The 21,430-nt window shown below is 48.7% G+C and carries 16 protein-coding genes, 1 tRNA gene and 1 pseudogene; 6 read left to right on the top strand and 12 right to left on the bottom strand.

What is annotated here, in order from left to right; translation table 11 throughout:
* The first annotated feature begins 18 nt into the window (after window positions 1-18).
* Both dicD and AB3U87_RS11105 read left to right on the top strand, forming a co-directional pair.
* The gene (dicD, locus tag AB3U87_RS11110) at window positions 19-597 is read left to right on the top strand and encodes a division control transcriptional repressor DicD (protein WP_253455949.1); all 579 of its coding nucleotides are present in this window, start codon (window positions 19-21) and stop codon (window positions 595-597) included.
* A 349-nt stretch (window positions 598-946) separates the two neighbouring features.
* A tRNA-Phe gene (locus tag AB3U87_RS11105) sits at window positions 947-1,022 on the top strand.
* Window positions 1,023-1,215: 193 nt separating this feature from the next.
* Here AB3U87_RS11105 and AB3U87_RS11100 read toward each other — a convergent pair.
* The 5 genes and pseudogenes from AB3U87_RS11100 to AB3U87_RS11080 all read right to left on the bottom strand — a co-directional run bounded on the left by AB3U87_RS11100 (window position 1,216) and on the right by AB3U87_RS11080 (window position 9,989).
* The gene (locus AB3U87_RS11100) at window positions 1,216-2,223 is read right to left on the bottom strand and encodes a tyrosine-type recombinase/integrase (RefSeq protein WP_394149002.1); all 1,008 of its coding nucleotides are present in this window, start codon (window positions 2,221-2,223) and stop codon (window positions 1,216-1,218) included.
* Between the two features lie 16 nt (window positions 2,224-2,239).
* Window positions 2,240-3,847 carry a TraI domain-containing protein gene (locus AB3U87_RS11095; RefSeq protein WP_394149001.1) on the bottom strand — a complete coding sequence of 536 codons (1,608 nt, stop codon included), beginning with the start codon at window positions 3,845-3,847 and terminating at the stop codon, window positions 2,240-2,242.
* Entirely contained in the window at window positions 3,841-5,325 is a 1,485-nt protein-coding gene (locus AB3U87_RS11090) for a UvrD-helicase domain-containing protein (RefSeq protein WP_394149000.1), read from the bottom strand. The genes AB3U87_RS11095 and AB3U87_RS11090 overlap by 7 nt, the downstream gene beginning before the upstream one ends.
* Window positions 5,326-5,782: 457 nt before the next feature.
* Window positions 5,783-6,661: a restriction endonuclease gene (locus AB3U87_RS11085; protein ID WP_394148999.1), complete on the bottom strand. Its 879-nt coding sequence runs from the start codon at window positions 6,659-6,661 to the stop codon at window positions 5,783-5,785.
* A gap of 319 nt (window positions 6,662-6,980) precedes the next feature.
* Window positions 6,981-9,989, bottom strand: a pseudogene (locus tag AB3U87_RS11080) (Tn3 family transposase).
* A 158-nt stretch (window positions 9,990-10,147) separates the two neighbouring features.
* Here AB3U87_RS11080 and AB3U87_RS11075 point away from each other — a divergent pair.
* From AB3U87_RS11075 to hemB, 4 genes are all read left to right on the top strand, one after another.
* Entirely contained in the window at window positions 10,148-10,705 is a 558-nt protein-coding gene (locus tag AB3U87_RS11075) for a recombinase family protein (RefSeq protein ID WP_371057195.1), read from the top strand.
* An 80-nt stretch (window positions 10,706-10,785) separates the two neighbouring features.
* Window positions 10,786-11,688, top strand: a complete 903-nt coding sequence (locus AB3U87_RS11070) for a LysR family transcriptional regulator (protein ID WP_144274001.1) — start codon at window positions 10,786-10,788, stop codon at window positions 11,686-11,688.
* Between the two features lie 171 nt (window positions 11,689-11,859).
* Window positions 11,860-13,068 (top strand): MFS transporter, encoded by a 1,209-nt coding sequence (locus tag AB3U87_RS11065; protein ID WP_394148998.1) that lies wholly within the window; start codon window positions 11,860-11,862, stop codon window positions 13,066-13,068.
* A 122-nt stretch (window positions 13,069-13,190) separates the two neighbouring features.
* The gene (hemB, locus tag AB3U87_RS11060) at window positions 13,191-14,171 is read left to right on the top strand and encodes a porphobilinogen synthase (RefSeq protein ID WP_144274005.1); all 981 of its coding nucleotides are present in this window, start codon (window positions 13,191-13,193) and stop codon (window positions 14,169-14,171) included.
* Window positions 14,172-14,234: 63 nt separating this feature from the next.
* On the opposite strand, the gene AB3U87_RS11055 is transcribed toward hemB, so the two are convergent.
* The 7 genes from AB3U87_RS11055 to AB3U87_RS11025 all read right to left on the bottom strand — a co-directional run bounded on the left by AB3U87_RS11055 (window position 14,235) and on the right by AB3U87_RS11025 (window position 21,425).
* Window positions 14,235-14,774, bottom strand: a complete 540-nt coding sequence (locus AB3U87_RS11055; protein WP_221886569.1) for a 2,4'-dihydroxyacetophenone dioxygenase family protein — start codon at window positions 14,772-14,774, stop codon at window positions 14,235-14,237.
* Between the two features lie 686 nt (window positions 14,775-15,460).
* Window positions 15,461-16,156, bottom strand: coding sequence for a hypothetical protein (locus AB3U87_RS11050; RefSeq protein WP_394148997.1), 696 nt, complete (start codon window positions 16,154-16,156; stop codon window positions 15,461-15,463).
* A gap of 19 nt (window positions 16,157-16,175) precedes the next feature.
* Window positions 16,176-17,240 (bottom strand): hypothetical protein, encoded by a 1,065-nt coding sequence (locus AB3U87_RS11045; protein ID WP_349475712.1) that lies wholly within the window; start codon window positions 17,238-17,240, stop codon window positions 16,176-16,178.
* On the bottom strand, window positions 17,237-18,301 hold the full coding sequence (locus AB3U87_RS11040) for a PD-(D/E)XK nuclease domain-containing protein (RefSeq protein WP_394148996.1): 1,065 nt from the start codon (window positions 18,299-18,301) through the stop codon (window positions 17,237-17,239). Before AB3U87_RS11040 ends, AB3U87_RS11045 begins: the two co-directional genes overlap by 4 nt.
* 290 nt (window positions 18,302-18,591) lie before the next feature.
* Complete coding sequence (locus tag AB3U87_RS11035) at window positions 18,592-19,275, bottom strand: N-6 DNA methylase (RefSeq protein ID WP_394148995.1); 684 nt, start codon at window positions 19,273-19,275, stop codon at window positions 18,592-18,594.
* A 118-nt stretch (window positions 19,276-19,393) separates the two neighbouring features.
* Window positions 19,394-20,329: a DUF1281 domain-containing protein gene (locus AB3U87_RS11030; RefSeq protein ID WP_394148994.1), complete on the bottom strand. Its 936-nt coding sequence runs from the start codon at window positions 20,327-20,329 to the stop codon at window positions 19,394-19,396.
* Window positions 20,330-20,432: 103 nt separating this feature from the next.
* A complete protein-coding gene (locus AB3U87_RS11025; protein ID WP_394148993.1) occupies window positions 20,433-21,425 on the bottom strand; it encodes an ArdC family protein in 993 nt (330 codons plus the stop codon).
* Window positions 21,426-21,430: the final 5 nt, after the last annotated feature.

The following is a 21,430-nucleotide window of genomic DNA, read 5'->3' as shown; positions in this document are numbered from 1 at the left end:
ATTCAAGAGGAGAGTCGCTTGCAACGTGAACAGGTACTCGAGCATGCACTGAACGTACTCGAGCAGAACGGGCTGGCCCCCTCCACCTCTTTCGCCATGATGGCGGAGGCGGCAGCCTGCCAACAGGAAGATTTGCAACGCTACTGGCCCGACCGCGAGGCGCTGCTCTATGACGCCCTGCGCTATCACAGCCAGCAGGTTGATATCTGGCGGCGCAAGCTGCTGCTGGATGACACTATGGGGCCAGCACGCAAGCTGCTGGCGCGTTATCAGGTGCTGGAGGAGGCCGTTAACAATAACCGCTATCCCGGCTGCCTGTTTGTGGCCGCGTGCAGCTTTTATCCGCAGCCGGACCACCCTATCCATCAGGTTGCCGAACAGCAGAAGCGCGCTTCCTGGCAATATACCCACGAGCTGTTGACCCAGCTGGAAACCGATAACCCGGAACTGCTCGCTCATCAGATGGAGCTGATTCTGGAGGGCTGCCTGAGCCGGCTGCTGGTGAAACGCAACGTGCAGGAAGTGGTGACGGCCCGTTCGCTGGCGGAAGACGTGCTGAGTATCGCGCTATGCCGTAAGAATGGCGCACTGAGCTAGTGCGCTGAGCCGTAAGCGCCGAAGCCTTCTGCGGCCTCAGAGCGGCGCGCTAAACTGTAAACACGGAAGCCTTCTGCGATCTCAGAGCGGCGCGCTGAGCCGTAAGCGCGGTGGTGCGTTTAATCAGCGTCCTGTACTGTAAGTGCGCCGCTCCCGTACCGCACAGGCTCACGTGCTCTTTAGCAAAGAAAGCGCACACGACGGAAGCCTGAAAGACAGGCTGTCCCGAATGGATTTGCATAACTTTCAGGCTGACTGTCTGAAAAGCAGGCAGTCAGTCACGCTTTAACGCTTTTTTATGACAAAGCCGTTGACGGCGGGCAGCCTTTACGGTTTAATGCGCCCCGTTGCCCGGATAGCTCAGTCGGTAGAGCAGGGGATTGAAAATCCCCGTGTCCTTGGTTCGATTCCGAGTCCGGGCACCACTAATTTGCATCAAAGCACGCTGGTTAAGAGATGAGAATCTTAACGGGCGGAAAATACAGGGGCCGTTCATACAGAATCTCCTCCGGTGTTCAAGAGCGCTTGCACTGGTTGATATTCAGAATGTGTCCCTCAAGAAGGGAACCTGTTCAAGCAGGTTCCCTTTTCTCGATCACCGTACATAATTTCAGTCAATTACATCTGTGTCAACAGCTGTAAGTTCCTTTCTGCTGCAACATCAGTGTGAAGAGACATTTCGGCCTCCAGCGTTTTTCCGACGATATCCATCTTAAGCCCCACATATTCCATTGTTGTACTGACGCTTTGATGTCCCAGTAAATCTTTCACCAGCATAAGATTTCGTTCCGGCGACGTCATCAGTTCGGTTGCCAGAGTATGGCGAAAGCGATGCGGTGAGACGGCAAAACCACATTCTTTTGAAAGACGCCGGAAGAACGACCGAAGCTTTTGATGCACCTGAGCAGCATCCCAGAGAACATTCTTGTTTAAAAGTATTCTGTTTACATCAAACAGATAATCGTTCTTGCCCGCGCCCAGCGCTGCTGATTTAGCAACGAGATGTCTCAGGCGGGGATTTAACGCGCTGACAACAGGCACCCGCCACTCGCGGTGCGTTTTGCTGCCTTCCAGACACAGATCCATATAGCCCTCGCAGAGATTGATATCCCTAAGCCGGATATGCAGCAGCTGATTAAGCCGCATCCCCGTATACCTTAAAGCATCCAGAACCGTCAGCCAGAACCACATTGGCCGGAGTGCATTGCGCCTTCTCCTGTTACCGCGCCCTGCCCGTTCTGCTTCTTCGAATTGTTGCATGATAAGATAAACGCGAACCAGCTGCTGTCGCGTAAGCGTTTTTTTTCCCTTTTTATCCTTCCGCACTTTGCTTTTATTAAAGGGGTTTTTCTCCACGACAAGAAGTTTGCTTTCCATCCCGTGATTATAAAGAGCGCTCAGATGGGTAATTTTATTGTTCCACGTTGCCACCGCTTGTTTTTTATCTTTTAGCAGATAACGCCGCCACTCCAGCACCTGCCGATGAGTAATTTGCGCCGGAGGAACCTGACCGAAATAACGTTTGAATCCTTTAACGACTTTTTCGTAGCTCCATTCCGAGTCTGGCCTCAGCGAGTGAGCGAAAAAATAATCATCAAGCAGTTCATCCCAGGTTATTTCATCCATATTATTTTCCCTCATATCAAGAATCTTTCCGTGTTGAAACCCCTGTATGTTGTCTTTCCTGTGGAAAGAAAAGAAGCCTGCTGTCCTCTGGTGGTTTACCTCCTTTAAGGCGATTAGCCTTGATAAGATAGCCGTTAACATTGCGGAATTTCCCCTCTTTGTCCTCCGTGCTGTACAGCCTCGCCCTGGTAAAACGTTCCCCTTTGCGAACACGATGGAGCTGGAGCTTTTCAAAGGAGATTTGTATCTGCTCTCGGTTGCAGTTGCTTCCGGTTTCTTTCAGGAAAATGAAAAAGATGTCAGGTACCAGAAGGTAAATAAAACCGGCTACCGAATGTACTCGCGAATCATGCTGGTTGACGGTGATCCTGTCAGCTGCCATCCCTTCAGCTAACCAGGTGAGAAACTGCTCACCCCGCGTTGGTCGCTCATTCTCAGCATGAACCTGGTGAACCCGCTGTTCCCGGGTCGCAGGCAAATCTGTATGATCATTCCGGGAAGTGTCTTCCATCTTGCAGGCTTCTTCCCCATGCCCCGCAGTTTCATCCTCAACCGTAGAGTCTTTAATATCAGACGGTTCCGGAGCTTCAATGCCCGGCTCTACTGAAAATAAACTAAGCAACATATCCGCGTCTTCCTTGCCTGTAGCTGGAACGGAATTATCTGGTTGCACCTGCTGCGGTTCCGGCTCATTCGCCATATCCAGTAGCGGTCTGATATTCCCATTATATTTATCAGTCAGGGACGTCATCAATTCCGGAACGACCGAATCCACTACTGTGAAGGTTGAATTATCCACTGCCTGAATCGATAACTCTTCTCCTTGCGGGATGCCAGTATTAACAGATATCGCCGCTACCGAAACCGAAGATTCACCGGCAGCTTTTTGCATCATCGGTGAGTCAACCTTCTCTGCGGCCTGGTCGAGCAACGTCCTGATAAGAGGCATATCTGGAGAACCATTGCGGAATGCACAGGCAAGACTTAGCAACGCCCCGGAGTTACCTGAAAGCCAGTTTATCGCTTCCGCTGGCATCAATTGACCGGCGGCCAATGCCGACAGAGCAGAAGCATCATGCGCGTTTGGGGGAAAATGGCGAAACCGGAAGCGGTAAGGCGCATCCGGCGCAGATATGCCCGGTTGCCAGCTGACGCCACCGGTGGTTTCGCCTTCAATACTGGCCAGTAACGGCAGGTGATAGCACAATGCGGCCCAGAAAATAACGGCCTGCCAGATAACGCCCTGAGCAGCCTGTTCTTCCGGCGCCGCCCCTGGCGGAAACATATACCCCCGGGCGAGCCTGACAGCATAAGCGGTAAAACGCAGGCTTAAATCACCAAATCCTCCTGCATACGCCCACCGGCCGTCAGGTGCCGCCGGTACGTTTTGAGTTCGTTCAAGCAGGTAGTACACCGGCGCCAGATAAAGTCGCTGATATACCTCGCCCGACAGCGCATTATTTTCCCGGATTTTCTGCAGGGCATCCTGGCGTAATGCAGTGATGACCAGGCCTTCAGCCTTAACCGGAGAGAAATAACCCGTCGGCACCGAAACAGGGAGTCTGCCGGCTGGCTCTGTGACAGGCGGCGTACGCGACAAAAAAGTTTTGATTTTATTTAGCATGGGAGCATCGCATCTCCCCCATCGTTCTCCACGTCACCCGTTGCAGGTTGCTCGCAAGCTTTCTGTTCTTCACCTGCCTTCAGGCACAGCATCAGCTCATTCAGCACCAGTGTCTTACGAGCGCGGGTCACGGCCACATACAGCAGATTTGTTTCGTCCTGTCGCTCTTCTACAGAGAGTAGCGGATCGGTGATGTCACAAAAATCCTCATTCAGTACGACCACTTCCCACTCCAGTCCCTTACTGCGGTGCGCAGTAGACACGGTGACCTGCGCATCCTTTTCATGCGTCACAACCTGCCGGCGCATGATGGCCAGCTTTTGCGGCAGCGGAAAATACTCATCAAGCAACCGGATGGCCTGATTCATCTCCACATCCTGCGTCGCCTTCGCAATGGCGCAATATTCCTCAAAGTCCCGGTAATTCTGACCGAGACGAGGGGACTGCATCCGCTCGGGCATATCGGCAGAGAACCAGTAAAGATCTTCCAGCGCTTCCGTTTTGTACCCTTCAATGCCTCCCACCCAGAAGACTTTTTTCTCCTGCAGGCTGGCGGAAAGCGCGACACCAATCACACCGGAGACCGTCCGGCTGAGCACGGAGTAATGAGTGACGTCAGCAGGCAGATGAGCAACCACTTCATCATCCTCACCGCTGCCGGTGACTTTCATCTCCTCTCCGGACATGGCCAGCAGCATGTTCGCTATTTGTGCGACCGCAGGGCCAAAGCGGAAGCTGTTAGTCAGCCAAAGCCTGTCGGCCTGTTCGAGTTGGAGAGAACTGAGCGCGTTATCCGCGCCACGAAAGCGATAAATCTGCTGGTAGCGATCGCCAACCAGCACGACCCTGCAGGGCTGGCTGAGGACAAAGGCACTGGTGACCGGATTGGCATCCTGGGCTTCGTCAAAAAGGATGATGTCCCACTTACTGGCAAGATTCGGGCCGGAAAGCTGAAAAAGCTTCAGATAAACATCATGCGTGATCGGGAAATCAGATTCGGTACAACTTACCTCATACCAGAGAACCTGTATGGCCCCCAGAATTTTATCTGCAGAGAGGCCATGACGCTCATCCTCTGCTGGCAGATGGATAATGCCGGGTTCCGGCTCTGCACTACAGAGAAATGTATTCAGTCCCGTCAGCGCCAGACGCGCCAGCGGCCAGTGCCGGGTGTTCAGTTTCCGGGCCACATCGGTAATACGCAGATTTGCAGTCAGCCGGCTCCTGAAATGTCGGCCGAAACGCGACCAGGCCAGTTGATGGGAAGTTTTGCACTCAACGTTGAAGGGAAATTTTTGTTCGGCTTCGTCGCGGATGGCTCTGTTATAGGCAAGGTACAGCATTTTACTGTCCGGGTTCGCCTGCGCAAACTGTACCAGCGTGGTGGTTTTACCGGTACCGGCAAACGCATTGACTACAAGCTGATCGCCCCGCCATTCGATGATGGCATTTTGTTCTGGTGTGGTTTTCCAGGTCATTGGGTTCTCCGGGAGTGACAGTTGAACCACTCACACTGTCACCCGTGTGAACCTGCGGCGAGAAAAAACCAGATATCCATTTTCAGAAATAAAAAAACTTTTGGGCGGGAGCATGATGACCCAATCATGCAGCATGATTCCGTCAATGATAAAGGCACCAGACAATATCAGTAATGTTACTGGCAACGTAGCAGCCAGATCTAACGGTCTGCTCAGTGCCGGAAGCGAACATTGACACTGTAGATTTATATGGTATCCAAGAGGTAAATCTGACTGTCTGGCAGTTGACTTTAAAGCTCCAGCCAAGACTTTATTTTATGCGTCAAGTCTGCTGGAGGTGGAAAATTGTTTTCATCTGCCATATTACGGTAAAGGATCTCAGGAATAGCATAATCACTTTTATTCATTATGGATTATGTGAGAGCTTTCGCTATGCCTCTTATGTCACAGAACCATTTTATCTAACTAATTTTTTCCTGAAAATTGATCGGTACCCGGGCGCGGTATTTGGCTCCTTTGGCAAATCAATGCCCTCGTAAAAATCACTGATTAAGTCTTTTCTCCGGATTTCATCGAACAAGAACTGATTTGCTGGCACGCCAGCAGCATAACTAGGCCGGGCAATGACATATCTTGCGTTAAACGCATCACAGGTTAGGATATAGCATGAGAGATGTCGCTGAGCCATTCCCCTAACCTGCCATTTAGTGCCTAAGTTCTGGCCCTTTAGAAACCGCTGGGTATGAGTTCTGGAAAGGAACAAAAAGGCTGTCATGATTTCGTTCTTCGTGTCAATATGCCCAAATGGTGAATATTCCTCGGTATCAAAAATAGCCCAGAAAGGCTGACCTATCGTGTCCTCATCGGGAATGACTACATTTGTCAGCCTTCGAGCAAGAAGATTGCCAATGGATGGCAGCTCTGAGTAATCCATGAGCGTAACGTTATTTTTTTCAGCAAACTCGCGCGATCCTTTCTGAAAACCACCTGAGGAAACGATAATCCCATGGCTCAGGCAGCATTGGTGTATCTTGGCATGAAAGGCTAATACGCTATCTCGCTCCAGGGGGCGGGAGCGGTTTTTGCACTCCACAGCAACGCGATGACGTATACCTGCCATCTCAAATTCGTAATAAACGTCTATCTGATAACTGCTGCCTTCTTTACCTGAAATCTGCACATTACGGGCTACCATGGCCTTGTTACCTTGAATATCGAGTAGTTGCTGATAAACGCCCTGAACATGGAATTCCAGATCCTGCCATTTTTCTGGTGGTGGTGAGATGGGGGACTTACTGAGCAAATCTACTAAGGCCTTCATGGAGGGGTGAGTCATGTTGATTCCTTGGGGGATTGTTAAGTATTTCAAATATAACCACACATTGCAGGCAGTACCAAGGTCGGGCCACCGCCAAAGCTTGTCCTCAGATAATCCCCCTCAAAACCTTGAGTCCTAAATAGCTGCGCGGAATAGTGCTCCACTTTTTGCCAGCCCTTGCGGGGCAAGGGGTTGGGGCTGTCACCCCGCTAAGTGGCACTACGCCCAGCTTGCTGTGTTTTGCTCTTACGTGGCTGCCATATGTCAAAAAATGGTAAGTGTAGCGGTATTAGACGCAGCTATTGGGGTTCGAGGGCCAATGATGTAAAAAACCACGTTAAGAGTTTAATTCATTGTTTATATTGAAATTTAAAGGTCTTAGTTCGCCATTAAGAATGTCTTCCGATAACGAAAACGTATAATGACCCAGCATATTTATATGGCTATGTATCAGCGGCGATAATCTTGCCAGATACTCTTCCTCAGGAGTTTCCCCCGATTTTCGAAGATGTGACAGCGCCTCCTGCATGTAAAGTGTGTTCCACAGCACTACAGCATTGGTCACCAGGCCCAAGGCACCCAGTTGATCTTCCTGACCTTCTCGGTAGCGCTTTCTGATCTCACCACGTTGTCCGTAGCAAATGGCTCGAGCCACAGCATGACGTCCTTCTCCCCGGTTGAGCTGAGTGAGTATGCGTCGCCGGTAATCCTCATCATCGATATAGTTGAGAAGATACAGCGTTTTATTGACCCGTCCCACTTCCATAATCGCCTGAGCCAGGCCTGATGGCCGGCTACTTCTCAACAATGAGCGAATGAGCTCAGATGCATGGATGGTCCCAAGCTTCAGTGAACCCGCCATTCGCATCATTTCATCCCATTGGGATTCTATTTTCGACAGCTCAACATATCCCCGGGCCAGCTCATCCAGGGCACTATAATGTGCCGTTTTATCTGCCCGCCAGAATATCGCCCCACCTGCATCGGACAGACGAGGGGAAAATTGGTAGCCCAACAACCAAAACAGGCCAAAAATGATATCGCTGGAACCTGCAGTGTCCGTCATAATCTCAACTGGATTCAACCCGGTCTGCTTTTCCAGAAGCCCTTCCAGTACAAAGATGGAATCACGAAGCGTACCGGGAATGACAATACCATGGAACCCGGAGTATTGATCGGAGACGAAGTTGTACCAGGTGATACCGCGTCCAGAGCCAAAGTATTTACGATTTGGCCCGGAATTAACCGTTTTAACCGGTGTGACAAAACGCATACCATCTGCGGAGGCAACCTCCCCGCCTCCCCAATACCCCGCGAGCGGCAACGTGGACTGAAAATCAACCAGCCGTGCGTTAGCGCTGACCAGCGTTTCTGCCCTGAGATAATTTTGCTTAACCCAGCTCAGACGATGGCGAGTAAGCGCGGGAATATTATGCTTTATCAGAGGTTCATGCCCGATATTGCAGGCTTCAGCCAGCAGTGTTGCGCACAGACTGACATGGAGATCCTGCACCCGTGCACCTGATTCACTGACGTGGCTGAATTCGCGGGTAAAACCGGTTCGGGCATCTATTTCAAGCAACAGCTCAGTCAGATCAACGGGTGGGATCAGTTCTCTTACCCGACGGTTCAATTGTATCAGTGCCGGTGGCTCGTCCAGTTTATCCAGACTGCTGATCGTCAGTGAGGGGTGCTTACCTTCATTGCTTATGTTGACCGCAGCGTTGCAGGCAAAACGTGAAGCCACTGATTTCCATGTGTCATCAAGCCGCGTAGCCAGTTGTTCTGCTGCTTTAGTTCCGTCTGATGGATGACCCAGCGCCCGACATACCGGGATCCGTTGTGCGTGCCATTCAGATCCTTGAAGCAATTTTTGACGCGGGTCACCCTAACGGTCACTGTTCTCCAACCAGAGATCACGACGGCGTAAAGAGTCCTGAAGACACTCGAGAAGACACAACGAGTAACCAGCGCGTAGAATCCTGCCATCTCTGTCGTATACCAGCCGTTTCTAGGGACCGGAAATGATGTGCTCTGGTGCATCGTCGAGAATTCGCTTTTTTGAGCTATTCAGTTCGGCCAGATAATGGATTGCTGACAACGTGTGCTCCCCGGCCGGGGCAGCCTGAAAGTGTAAGTCACGCAACATCGCGGACAGGAAGCGCTTCACCCGCCCATATTGTTCCACCATTTCATCCTGAAAATGAGTATCCTGCGGACGCGCCAGCTCATTTACCTTGCCGACGGATTCGACCAGTTTGTCCTTTGGTATGCGGCGAAAAATAGCCTGCCGCAGAGCTGCCTCATCGGTGTTCTCATCAAGTAATAGCGTGCATGCCCGTGCCAGTAATAGCGCGGCACGATCAAGATCTTTCAGGGTCCTGAGCCGTTTTTTCTGGCCGATACTTTTCGCAGAACGCGTGATATCCAGAATCAGCATATCCAGCACATCCACGGCCTCGTCAAGCGCCGCAATTTCCTGCGCTTTCACAAACGCAGTAAGCACGGCCAGTCGCCGTTCCTCAGGCATTCTTGATATGTATTTCACCGAAGCCATCCCGGCGTAACGGGCCAGATTGCGTAGCTGGATGGCAGGCAGACCGGAGAAATTCAGCCGGGAAAACTCCATGCTACGCAGTCGGGTATATCGCTCCAGAGCGTCTGTAAATGCTGGTCCACTGATAGTAACTGGACCTTTTCGCATCTCCTCCAGTACCGATATACGCTGCCCTTCAGGTATTTCAAGTAAACCGTCCAGTTGTGCTTTCTGCCAGCTGTCAGGCAACAAAGCCAGCATTCGCCACAATCGTCGACTTGCCCGTTCACGTACTTCGCCAATCAGCCTTGTCAGCGTCGAGGCTGCGGGTAGCAGGATCTTATTTTGCAGCAACCATGCGGTAGCAAAATCAAACAGCAGGCCTGGGCGCTCATTGCTGAGCCAGGCGCGAGTATAGAGCAAACGCTTCAGTCTGAACGTCCAGGGGAAATCACCAAAATCATGATAATCATAATAGAGCTTGATAAGCCCCTGATGCTCCCAACGGGTATTTTCTCTTTCAGCATATCGGGAAAGGATCTCTGATCGGCTGATGTTCAACTGTCCCGCAATGTAAAAACGGATGCATGAGGGAATCTGAAGGAGGTCAGGAAGAAACGTTCCCAGGAAGCGCGCCGTAGTCAGCTGAAGTGCGATCCCCAGCCGGTTATGTTTTCCCCGTCGCTGATTAATAAAAGCAAGGTCACGCTCATCCAGATGAAAATACCGGGCCAGTTGAACCTCATTTGGCTCTGCCACATAGCGACCGTAGCTTTCTGTTTGTTCGCTGGTCAGAAAGTCCTCACTCATTGCGCATCCTTTCGTAAACGGGTATTGAACTCAATTCTTGTATGTCTCAAATATTATAAGTTTTGAGACTGCTAAAATCAGCCCGGCATTAAGTATCAAAAATCGTGATTTATGCTTTATGATACTAAACAGTATCAATATCGATTTGTGAGACCAATATGGCATTACTGGGATATGCGAGAGTATCGACCAGCCATCAGAAACTGACTGCTCAAATTTCTGAGTTGAAATCTTCCGGGGTGAGGGAAGATCGCATTTTTACGGATATGATGTCGGGAGCTACGGACGAGCGCGAAGGACTGCAACGACTGCTGGCCCGTGCAGAACAGGAGGACATTATCCTCTGTACCAAAATGGACCGACTGGGCCGTAATACGTCTGACATGATCAAAATCGTCGACACATGTTATAAAAAAGGGATAGCCATCAGGTTTCTGGAGAATGGGCTGAGTACTGAAGGAACGATGGGTAAAATGGTTATTCAGATCCTTGCCGCCGTTGCAGAGGCGGAACGCGAACGAATATTAGAGCGTACCAACGAGGGCAGAGTGGTCGCTATGGCGGCAGGGATTAAGTTTGGTAGAAAGCCTCATCAAGGGTCGGGAATGGCTCTGGAACTTATTCACCTTGCTACTCCCATTAAGATGGTGATGGAGAAAACCGGCATATCACGGGCAACTTACTTTCGGTTGAAGAATGGTCAGCGCCGTTCCTGATGTTCAGGCGATATAAATGAAAATTTTCAGGCTCCTGCCTCGGAAGCTCTAAATATCTTCACATAAATGACAGGGGACTAATGGATAATTATAATCAGTTGCTTGCATTCATATGGGCCTATGAATACGGCAACTTTTCTGCCGCCGCGCGGGCGAACGGATTGACGCCTTCAGCAATGAGTAAACTCATCAGCCGGCTGGAGGCCAGATTACAGGTAAGACTGTTCCACCGCGGGACGAGAACGTTAACGCTGACCGAAGAGGGACACGTTTATCTTAACAGTGCCCGGGCAGTCGTTGACGCAATGACGGAGGCTGATTCACTGGCTGAAGATATGCCATCACGCGTCAGCGGGCAGCTGAAAATCCGTACTATGACTACCTTTGCCCGTTATCATATCCTTCCATGGTTGCCCGAGTTTATTGACGCCTACCCTGACCTCAACGTTGATATTGAAACGGGGCCGGTTTACCGGGATGACTTTGATAAAGGGCTGGATCTGGCCATTTATGGTGGTGTACTTGCGAGTTCTTCCCGTATCGCCCGTCGTATCGGTGAAAGTCAGTGGATTACCTGCGCTTCGCCGGCCTACATCACCAGGTACGGCATACCCTCCCATCCCCGTGAGTTGATGGAGCATCGCTGTTTTCACTTTAATTTCGATAGTCACTGGAACCAGTGGGTATTCGCCGAAGACAATCAGAGCATCATATTCCCGGTGAAACCGGTTGCCTCCCTGTCGCAGGGCGATTTGCTGCGCGATCTGGCCATTCAGGGAGAAGGTATCGTCCGGCTGGCTGACTTCCACGTACACCGGGATATCAGAGAAGGAAGATTAATCCCGCTTTTGAAGGCATTCCAGTCTCCTGTCAGAGAGCCGCTCTATATAATTTACGCAAAAAGGCAGCATCTTAGCCCACGCATCCGCTGTTTTATTGAATTCATGGAAAAACAGATAGCCCTTCATCCCTGGAGCATTTGAATTTTCAGTCAGCCCCTTACTACTTGTCCCGCAGGTCATATTTGAACACCCACTGTGAAACTACGTCACAGTGGGTGTTCCTGCTGCTCGAATCCCGTCGCTAACGGATCGTGTTACTGTTTTATGGTTTTTTACAGAATGAATCCATTTTCCAGGACAGAAGAAATTACTATGTCAGACAAACAAACATCACGGGCAGGGATGGCGCTGGCCCTGGCTTTTTTTTCCGGCATGCTGAGCAGCAGTCTTCCGACCCCTCTCTATCCCGTATACATCAGTTTATATGGCTTCAGCGCCTCTCAGATAATGACGGTATTTGGCGTTTACGCTGCCGGTGTGCTTTTCGCGCTGGCATTTACCGCCAGGGTTAATATCAGGGCTGAGCTGTATACAAGGCCTCTTTATGCTGGTCTGGCCTGCGTTTTGCTGTCATCACTTCTGATGATGTTTGCAGATAACTTTATGATACTAATTCTCGGTCGTTTTGTTACGGGGCTGGGTTCAGGTATTTTAATGGCCTATATTAATCGCTCGCTGATTAAAATATTTGATACGCGATTAAGTAATACTGCAGCATTGACGGCTTCTGCCTCGTTGATCCTAGGGCAGGCTGTAGGTCCTTTAATAACGGGGGAAATTGTACATCGCGGTTTTTATGCACTTAAGGCTCCCTACGTAATTCTTTTTATTCTGGTTACAGCGTCAGTATTTGCGATCTGGCGCAGTCGTCTGGTGATTAACAGGCACTGTACGCCCGTCACCGCTGAACGGAAAAATGTCGGAGCTCAGGGCCATAAGGCGCTCTCTTTCCGGGACGTCATCGTCTGCTGCATGGCCATATTTCTTTCATGGGCGATGGCGTCCACGTTTATGTCCCAGGGGCCGACCCTCGCCCGCACCTATTTTAATGTTACCAGCGTGCAGCTGGTTAGCTATTCACTGTCGGCATTCCTGCTGGTTGCAGGTATCACCCAGATAGTGATGAGAAAAAAGCACCATTATTCGTCGCTGAAAATCGGGATTGTTGCCCAGCTTGCTGCGGTTTTGCTTGCCCTCTGCAGCGTCCGCACGACCGATCCCGTCCTTCTCTTCATATCCGTGATGCTTGAAGGATTCGCCTACGGGGCAATACTTGTCGGTGCTGCCACTATCGTTAACTTGGTCGCCAGACAGAGTCAGCGACACCATCTGATAAACCTTCTTTACATTGTGGGTTACGTGGGTAACTGGCTGCCGTTTTCACTTAGCGTAATGATGGATCATTTCTACCCGGAAACAGCCCTGAATGGCTATCTGTTATTGTGCAGTGTTTTAAGTGCATGCATTGCTTTATCCGCCTATTTCGTGGGAAAAAGCCAGCCAGCATTTCGGGTCGGATGAACAAATACTGAAAGTCACAGACGAAAAAATTAAGCGGTCAGCTCCCTGCACGCAGGGAGCTGCAATTTAATACGAAAAAATCAAGCAATCACTCAAAGTAAAAGGAAACTGAAGGAGTCATTATGAATAATAATTTCCCGGCAATACGACCACGCCGTCTGAGGAAGTCTCCTTCCTTACGGACGCTTTTCCAGGAAACGGCGTTCACCCTTGACGACCTGGTGTTGCCCGTCTTCGTTGAAGAGGAGACGTCTGACTTTGCAGAAATTGCCACGATGCCCGGCGTACTGCGTATTCCAGAATCAAAGCTGGCATACGAAATCGAACGTTACGCGCGGGCAGGTATCCGCTCGGTGATGACCTTCGGGATCTCTCATCATATGGATGCAACAGGCAGCGATACCTGGAGTGAAAACGGTCTTGTGGCGCGTATGGCGCGTATCTGCAAGGATACCGTACCGGAAATGATCGTGATGTCTGATACCTGCTTTTGTGAATACACCACGCACGGCCACTGTGGCGTGCTGCATGACCATGGGGTGGATAATGATGCGACACTCATAAATTTGGGACGACAGGCCGTGAATGCAGCCGCAGCCGGGGCTGACTTTATTGCACCTTCTGCCGCTGCGGATGGTCAGGTGCGGGCTATACGCCACGCGCTCGATACTGCCGGATTTTCGGAGACTGCAATTATGGCGTACTCAACTAAATTAGCGTCTTCATTATACGGACCTTTCAGGGAGGCCGGTGGCAGCGTGCTACAGGGAGATCGTAAACAGTATCAGATGAACCCACTCAACCGGCGGGAGGCTGTACGCGAATCGCTTCTGGACGAACAGGAAGGCGCCGATGCTCTGATGGTCAAACCTGCAGGAACCTATCTGGATATGATTAGTGATATCCGCGCGGCATCAAAACTGCCGCTGGCGGCTTATCAGGTCAGTGGGGAATATGCGATGATCAAGTTTGCTGCCAGAGCCGGAGCCATCGACGAACGCAAAGTCGTTCGCGAAACTCTCGGTGCTATCAAGCGGGCGGGGGCGGATATTATTCTCTCCTATTTCGCAATGGATATCGCCGAAAATGGCGTGGATTACTGATACAACTGGCGGATAGAAAGGAGTAATACGCAGGCAATGCGCACACGCAGTGCCTGCATGATATCAGCGAATGATATTAGTCAGATATGATTCGGGGATCCCGGCTTCTGCATAATATTTACGCGTCATTTCAAGCTTGGTAAAGACGTCCTCATAACCCACCGCATTTCCCTGCGGATCGACGTAGGTATAGCCGCCGCGTACGGTGAAGAGCGTTATCATTTCCTTAACATCTTCAGGCACGAAGAGCGTGTGGGTTTCACCCGGCGGTTCATAGGCAAATGAGTGTTCTTCCGCGACCCAGTCGTGTTCAAGATAGTACCAGCGTCCCTTCAGTACAAAAGCATGCACCTCACCACTGTGCCGGTGGCGGGATAAGACACCACTTTTTTTTACCCTCAGTAGGTTGATGTAATACCCCGATGTTGTGTTGAGTAACAGAGGTTTAAAGCTGAGAGTTTCAGTTACAGGCACCCAGAGCCGGTCATCTTTAAGATAGTCATTTAGTACGCCCGGCAGGACAAGATCCGCCGCCATAAACGGAACCTGTGGTTTCTGGTAAGGAACCAGCATCTCACTGTTAATCGTCATATCATCGTTCATAGAATTACCTCAGTATTTCCAATTAATTTCCGAATTAATGTTAACGGAATGTGGGAAATACACTTGGTACATAGGTTCATAGCTACTGTGAAACACAGGAACAGTGCATTTCACGCGAATTAAGCTGCTTGTAGCTCAAATGCACTTGAAAGCCTCTGGCCCTTAACAGTTCAAGTTTTCCCGACTCTGGGAGCATGAAAACTCTATTGATAAAAATTTATCCAATAAATCTATAAATTTCATATTAATATTACGTTAGCGTGGTTTTTTACATCACTGGCCCTCAAACCCCCTATTTAGGTCAGGCGATGCGAGAGACGGAAAGGGATGGGCAACTTCCGCAATCTGCTCATGTGCACCCCACAGCAAGTCAGATAGCATCAAGATTCTGCTACTCGGCGAAGAAAGATGATTTCTTTAACAAAGAAGGCCAGTCACGACGACCTGTTAAGTGCGCACCGCGTGCTGGCGAAAATGATGAGAATTATGCCAAATAACGTTGGTGGGTTTGAATATGCGGAAAAGCCAGCCGTGTTTTCGTCCGAAATGAATTAACTCATCTGCATGAAAGAATTAAAAGAATGGTTAGGTGATGAAGTCATTAAATGTATAAAATATACGTTCAACGATATAAATATAATTTTTAGAGCCGGGCATCACCATTAAAAGATGACACCCATTACACCCTAAAGCTTATCAAGCTCCATACATGAAATAGCATCATTGAAGATCGGCACATGCTCTTCAGGAATGGCTGCGGAAGCTCCACTGGTCAATTCAAAACTAAGTTTTGAATCATGATAAAGCGCCCTAACCTTTATTTTATCGAGTTTGAATTCATCCTCTCCAATAAAACTCCTCAAATCATGCAAAGCATCTCCGCTAGAATTCAACTCTAAACACGCTCTTGTTTTTTCAGTGACAGGAAGATTTGACACTTTCACTTTGGAAATAGCAAATACTTTCACTCCAAAATTCTCTCGAATTATTTTCATGAAAGCCTTGAGGTCCACTGTCAAACTGCCATAGGCAACATTTAGCCCTTCTGCCTGAGACAAAAAATCAATGAAAGACTTAACAGTCTTTGGTGGATTGTAAAAAGTTAACAAACATATTTTATTACTAATCGTTTGGATAGAAAAATTAATCTGGTCAAAGACAATTCTTTCAAACTCCAAAATCTCACCAAAAGGATCGGAAACTGGTTCTAATATTACAGTTTTTTTATTAAAGGTTGCAGATATACCATTATGAATGGTTTCATATTTAGTAAAGCCAGCACCAATAGCATCAGAATAAGGGGTGTTTTTGATAAAATTAAAAACCGCCTCAGAACTGGTTCTGATCTTTAATTTCATCCACTTCAATCTTAATTGTGACATAGCCACTCCTTATGATGAATTAGCTGATTTCCATTATAATAGAATAAGCTCTATTTTCAATTAATTTATTAAACCTATCAGCTTCTCTCCCAGAGAGTTTTTGAGGTTTACTAAAATATTGTCCGTTAGCTTTATATTTTCTAACTCCTTTAACTAAATATGAAAAATTAGTGCAGTTGAGAGGATCTCCGAATTGTGCTTCAAGTTCAAAAATATCTGGGTCAGCCAATTTTTCCTTGACCTTCCATTTTATTTTCCAGATATAAAACCCTCTGTCATAAAGATCACTTAGCTCATCAGATTTAAGAACCCCCTCCCCCTTAAGAGATGCTCTTGATACATGCACCCCTGTTTCAGTGTTTCCCTCTTCAGCCTCTATTGTTTCAGGTTTTGGATGATATACATAAGCATCCGTCACATCTTCTAACTCATATCCATCCAGCGTGCGGATTAACTTGTCGAAAAAGAGAGTTCTAACATCTGCGGAAGTATTATGAGAAAGAGTGATTTCGTTTAATTTTAAATCAAGATTGCTATCGTCCGCTTGATCGTTCTGAATAGAGCTGATATGACCAAGGAGGAGTTCTTCGTAATCCTGAAGATTCTCGTTATCTGGACGACGAATGCTATAACCGTTATCAATAGGCTCGATTTCAATCAAAGCTTCTTTATTTATAGCCTGTTTAAAGTCACTTTTACCATAATTTGTAGAAATGTATCTTATATTAATAAGAATTCGAGATCCGTCCACGATTATTTTGCAATAATCATCTTGATCAGTAATTTCTTTTTTTAACTTCTCCGCTGCCTCTATGATATCTTCCTTAGCGACACTAGACTCAATTCTAACACATGTATTTTTTTCAGTTCTTGTCTGACCACCGAGCAAAGTTGCAATCTTCTGATGATCATAATAGTCATGAGTCATTCGAGAGTAGTTTCTTGCTAAATATTTTCGAGGAGTTTTTTTACAAATAATCGTGCCTCTTTCCAAGAAAAGGTCTTGTATTTCGTTTAATGTAATCTGCTTTTGGTTCAAAGCATCATACAAAGCCTTATCAGTTACACTATGAATATTTTTCATTTCGGCTCCCAAGAAATAACTTCAGCTGAAAAGAATTCTTTTACAGTAGAGACAACCTTAACATCTAAATTTTCCAGCCTCTTTTTAGTCTCTTCATCCAATCCATACTCATGCGCATACTTTTCGATCCCTCGTTGAAAATGTGAAATAACCCTGTCATCTTTTTCACGATGAGCTAGCCTTATTCTAATTTTGTTTAAGCCATCAAGAATTTGATAGTTAGATAGTAAATCTAGTAAATAAAAGAATTCATTATCGCTATTACCTTTTCTGTTGTAGTATACAACAAAGCCCTCTGGATAAATTTCCTCCTCAACATGCTTAGCTCTATTGAATTTATAAACCGCACCGTGTTTGATAATCATAAAAGGCGCTGATAATACTTCAATAGTAGCTGGCAGGTATTTTTCAGTAACAGCAACTTTATGGAAAGTAAGTTGAGGATAATAAAACCCATATTCTTCATCAGGGAATTCTTTTTTGGCAATCAAGTCATTCATGTCATTCGTTACTGCCAACATATAATTAATAAGAAACGGATCAATTATGTGAATTTGCTGTCCAGTACATAACGGAACCTTCTCCAAGTTAACAGCTTTATCTCTCCTTCCTTTGGTAGGTTTAGGAGGATTAAAGAAATCATAAAAATCATGCTGCAATTGATTGTCATGATTAAAAACAAAAAGTAAACCACGGACTTCGCAGTCGATTTGAGAAAAATTATACTTTTCTGACCATTCAGGACTATATCGAGCACATTCAATCGTTTTTGCTAATGACTCTAATGCAGATTCTATCTTTGACGCATTTATAGAACCTATTTTATAGCTTTTCAAATCAGTATTTAAATAGATGACTTTATTTAAATATGGATCTTTATAACTAAATACCACATCCACTGGGTGTGTATGCTTCTGTTTTTTACCTTCTGGCTTATGTTTAGCTTCATCATCACAAAAGAAATCCTGATCGCAGGGGCCATGTTGTTGCCACTTAAATCGACTCATTAGATCGTCAGATATGCGTTTCGCCAAATCCTCAATAGGGCCGTTCTCTGCCATTTCATTTCCTTACTTTTTTGCAGACAATTCTCTTCGAAAGATAAAGGCAAGCTTTTTGGGTTGCAAGAACTTTGAACCTGACGTGAGAGGCTGGGCGAGTGCTGGTATCCCCGCCAAGCCAGCCAACTTCGTAGGCCGCTTTTAACGCACTTGCATAAACAAAAAAACGAGGTCAGCATTGTTCAACACACATTGATGTAAGTAATGGCTTGCAAACTTCCGCTCTTCGATGCCTTACATCCACCAGCTATGCTAAAAAAACGCCCCCAATCGGGAGCGCTATGGTGTAATTATGCGGCCTTTTTTCGCAGTGAATGCAAACGAAGCGACCAGTTACCGAGATAATGGCCCGGCGTCAGCAGTACCCGCCGACGTTCGTCACACAATGCGTTGCCAATGACGACCTCACCAGCCACGCCGCAGAGCGATAACTGGATGTAGGCCATGCCAGCGGCCAGTGGATCAATATCCGTCGCGGAAACCCACAGATAGCGGTGTGACGCATAGCCTGCCTGGTTAAGAGCATCGGCAAAAGCCAGTACCATACAACCGGCACCGCAGGCAGGCTCGCTGAGAGTGATGAAAGGCTTTTCATCAAACATAGCCTTCACATCTCCCAGTTGCAGCTGCGCCATCATTCTGGCCACATCCCAGGGGGTGAAGAACTGGCCGCGATACTTATCGCCCAGTTCCAGCTGCATAAACACGTTACCCAGAAAATCACAGAACCCATCCTGCAGCCCGTTAACCACATGAGCCAGCAGTTGCGCCATACGGACAACATCCGGCTTTTCATAACCACCGATTATTCGAAGATATTTAGCTTCTCGCTTTTCACTGAAACAGAGACGGTTCTCCAGCGCAATAACGCTGCAGCTGACAAAATCTTCGAATACCTTATGGCGGTGATGGTATCGTGCAGTCTGATTAAAAAGTGAGATAAACGCTTTTTCATGGTCAATTAAACCGGCCATACGCATTTCTCCATAAAAAAGAGGAACACGTACCCCGGGCAGGAGAACAGTGTTCCCCTGAGGGTAAAAAAGCTGCAGCCGGTGAAGGCTGCAGCACGGTTAAATGGTCAGAAACCGGTTATCCACGGACTTCGCTGTAACCAACCGTCTCCGGTTCAGGATGCGACTGTTCACTACTGACCAGATACAGAGCCGGCACGGACTGTAGAGTGTCCACCGGCAACCCCTGGTGGCCATCCACATGCGCCCCGAGGTCATAACAGTCATAACCACCAAAGCCGCTGACCGTTTCGCTGTACGTATGTCGCACTTCACACTCAAAGAGAGCAGAAATACCGGCCACCACCTCACCTGACGGCGGATACCATGGAGAATCCAGCCGCAACGTTAACCCGTTAGCGGCATGGCGGTGCAGGTTTACATTATGCCCGGCCGGCCACTCCATCCCGTAAATACGACTGTAGAAGCTCACCGTTGTGGAGATTCCTGTCAGCAGCCCACCGGAGCCGTTAAGCTCAGTGGCCAGCCGCGTCGGAATAACCATCAGCATATCGCAGGGCTGCGACCGTTCCGGGTATTCCCGCAGATGTTCCCAGCAAGCCGCTGCATCAGGCTCATCGTTCATGCCGGCCAGACCGAACCAGTCCGCATACTGCCTTTTCATCAGCGCCGCCATGATATCCCGTGACGCCTGGGGGATATTTTCCCACTTCAGCGCCCCCAGGCCAGACTGGTGATATAGCCGGTCAATCCGGCGTATTGTCTCCGTATCCAGCGCCACGTCTTTCTGTAGCAGTTCCAGCCACTGCTCAAACGCAAGGTTAGCGGCCGTCGACTGCCCGACACCGTGACGAACCAGCCCCTGAAAGGGAGTGTACGAGACAGTTCGCACCGGTTTCAGTATCCCCGCACACCCGGCCAGGAACAGCTGTATACTCTGCAGTATTGCGTGGCGATAGCGCGGCGTGTCTGCGCCGTTTATCCACTGCTGCAACACATCAATACAGACGGATTTACCTGTAATTAAAAAGTGGTTATGACACCATTCGGACATAATTTGATACTCCTCTTCAAACAAAAAGAGGACATTGCCCGTGATGGGCAATGCCCTCACGGGATGGCGACAATGGCAAATTAATCGTCACCTGATGAATTTATTATGCGGCGTCAGCATTTCTGCCGGTCAACGCAAGAAGATATTCCGAAGCCTCACGCGCCTGCCGGCAGGCGCGAAACAGTGCTTTTTTGTCAGACTTCAGTACCTTCAGCCAGCCCTCCACATAGCTGTCGTGCCGTACTTCGCCGAACACACCCAGCTGCGCGCATAAAAACGCACTGCCCATTTCGGCTATCAGCTCTTCGAAGGCATATACCGGGCCTCCGAACTTACGGGACGAAGATGTTATTCCCTCCCGGTTCAGGCGCCTCGCATGGCCGGTGCTGTGTACAAGCTCATGCAGCAGCGTGGACCACCAGTCCGCTTCCGTGAAAAACTGCTCTGCCAGCGGCATCACAATTTCATCCGTCAGCGGCCTGTAATACGCCCGGTCCTGAGGCAGCATCCGGTGCTTAACGCCGGTGGCGTTAAATATCCGGACCACTTTGTCCATTACTTCCGGACTGAGTACGCCGTCTTCATCCATCGTCTGGATCTGCTCAGGTGAAGCGGCAATATCTGCCGGCAGCCCTTCACACTGCTCTGCGTTGAACAGCTGCAGGGGCTTAAGCATCGGCACCGTTTCCATCAGCGGCCTGCCTTCACTGTCGTACAGGCGGTTCCCTTCACGGTCTTCCGCCTGTTTCGTCCAGTCTTTATAAATCACCGCCAGGGTGGCTTTCTCACCCTTACGAACCTGGCCACCTGTCTGCTGCGCCTGCCGGTAAGTCAGCCAGTAGTTATTGCGAAACCCCTGCTCTTCCGCAGACATCCAGAGAAGCAGAACATTCACGCCGCTGTAATGACGGCCGGTAGTGGCATTTAGCGGCAGACCAGCCAACTCGCTGCCGGCGACGGCACGCCATGGCTTGCGCCAGGGTTCCACGCCGTTCTCCAGCGCGATGATTATCCGGTCTGTGATTTTCCGGTACAGGTCCACCGACTTTGCCGGATGCTGTTTTGTAGTGCTTTTACGCAATGGTTTCTTTTTCACGGGAA

Origin of the sequence: Erwinia plantamica, assembly GCF_043420595.1 — a bacterium.
Classification (GTDB): domain Bacteria; phylum Pseudomonadota; class Gammaproteobacteria; order Enterobacterales; family Enterobacteriaceae; genus Erwinia; species Erwinia aeris.
Note: the sequence above shows the minus strand (reverse complement) of the source record. Positions and strands in the feature narration are given on the sequence as shown.

What these genes read in the sequence shown, in the direction of transcription:
- AB3U87_RS11100 (WP_394149002.1), bottom strand. Translation starts at nt 2,223, where the DNA reads ATGGATGAAATAACCTGGGATGAACTGCTTGATGATTATTTTTTCGCT.
- AB3U87_RS11095 (WP_394149001.1), bottom strand. Translation starts at nt 3,847, where the DNA reads ATGCTAAATAAAATCAAAACTTTTTTGTCGCGTACGCCGCCTGTCACA.
- AB3U87_RS11090 (WP_394149000.1), bottom strand. Translation starts at nt 5,325, where the DNA reads ATGACCTGGAAAACCACACCAGAACAAAATGCCATCATCGAATGGCGG.
- AB3U87_RS11085 (WP_394148999.1), bottom strand. Translation starts at nt 6,661, where the DNA reads ATGACTCACCCCTCCATGAAGGCCTTAGTAGATTTGCTCAGTAAGTCC.
- AB3U87_RS11075 (WP_371057195.1), top strand. Translation starts at nt 10,148, where the DNA reads ATGGCATTACTGGGATATGCGAGAGTATCGACCAGCCATCAGAAACTG.
- AB3U87_RS11070 (WP_144274001.1), top strand. Translation starts at nt 10,786, where the DNA reads ATGGATAATTATAATCAGTTGCTTGCATTCATATGGGCCTATGAATAC.
- AB3U87_RS11065 (WP_394148998.1), top strand. Translation starts at nt 11,860, where the DNA reads ATGTCAGACAAACAAACATCACGGGCAGGGATGGCGCTGGCCCTGGCT.
- hemB (WP_144274005.1), top strand. Translation starts at nt 13,191, where the DNA reads ATGAATAATAATTTCCCGGCAATACGACCACGCCGTCTGAGGAAGTCT.
- AB3U87_RS11055 (WP_221886569.1), bottom strand. Translation starts at nt 14,774, where the DNA reads ATGAACGATGATATGACGATTAACAGTGAGATGCTGGTTCCTTACCAG.
- AB3U87_RS11050 (WP_394148997.1), bottom strand. Translation starts at nt 16,156, where the DNA reads ATGTCACAATTAAGATTGAAGTGGATGAAATTAAAGATCAGAACCAGT.
- AB3U87_RS11045 (WP_349475712.1), bottom strand. Translation starts at nt 17,240, where the DNA reads ATGAAAAATATTCATAGTGTAACTGATAAGGCTTTGTATGATGCTTTG.
- AB3U87_RS11040 (WP_394148996.1), bottom strand. Translation starts at nt 18,301, where the DNA reads ATGGCAGAGAACGGCCCTATTGAGGATTTGGCGAAACGCATATCTGAC.
- AB3U87_RS11035 (WP_394148995.1), bottom strand. Translation starts at nt 19,275, where the DNA reads ATGGCCGGTTTAATTGACCATGAAAAAGCGTTTATCTCACTTTTTAAT.
- AB3U87_RS11030 (WP_394148994.1), bottom strand. Translation starts at nt 20,329, where the DNA reads ATGTCCGAATGGTGTCATAACCACTTTTTAATTACAGGTAAATCCGTC.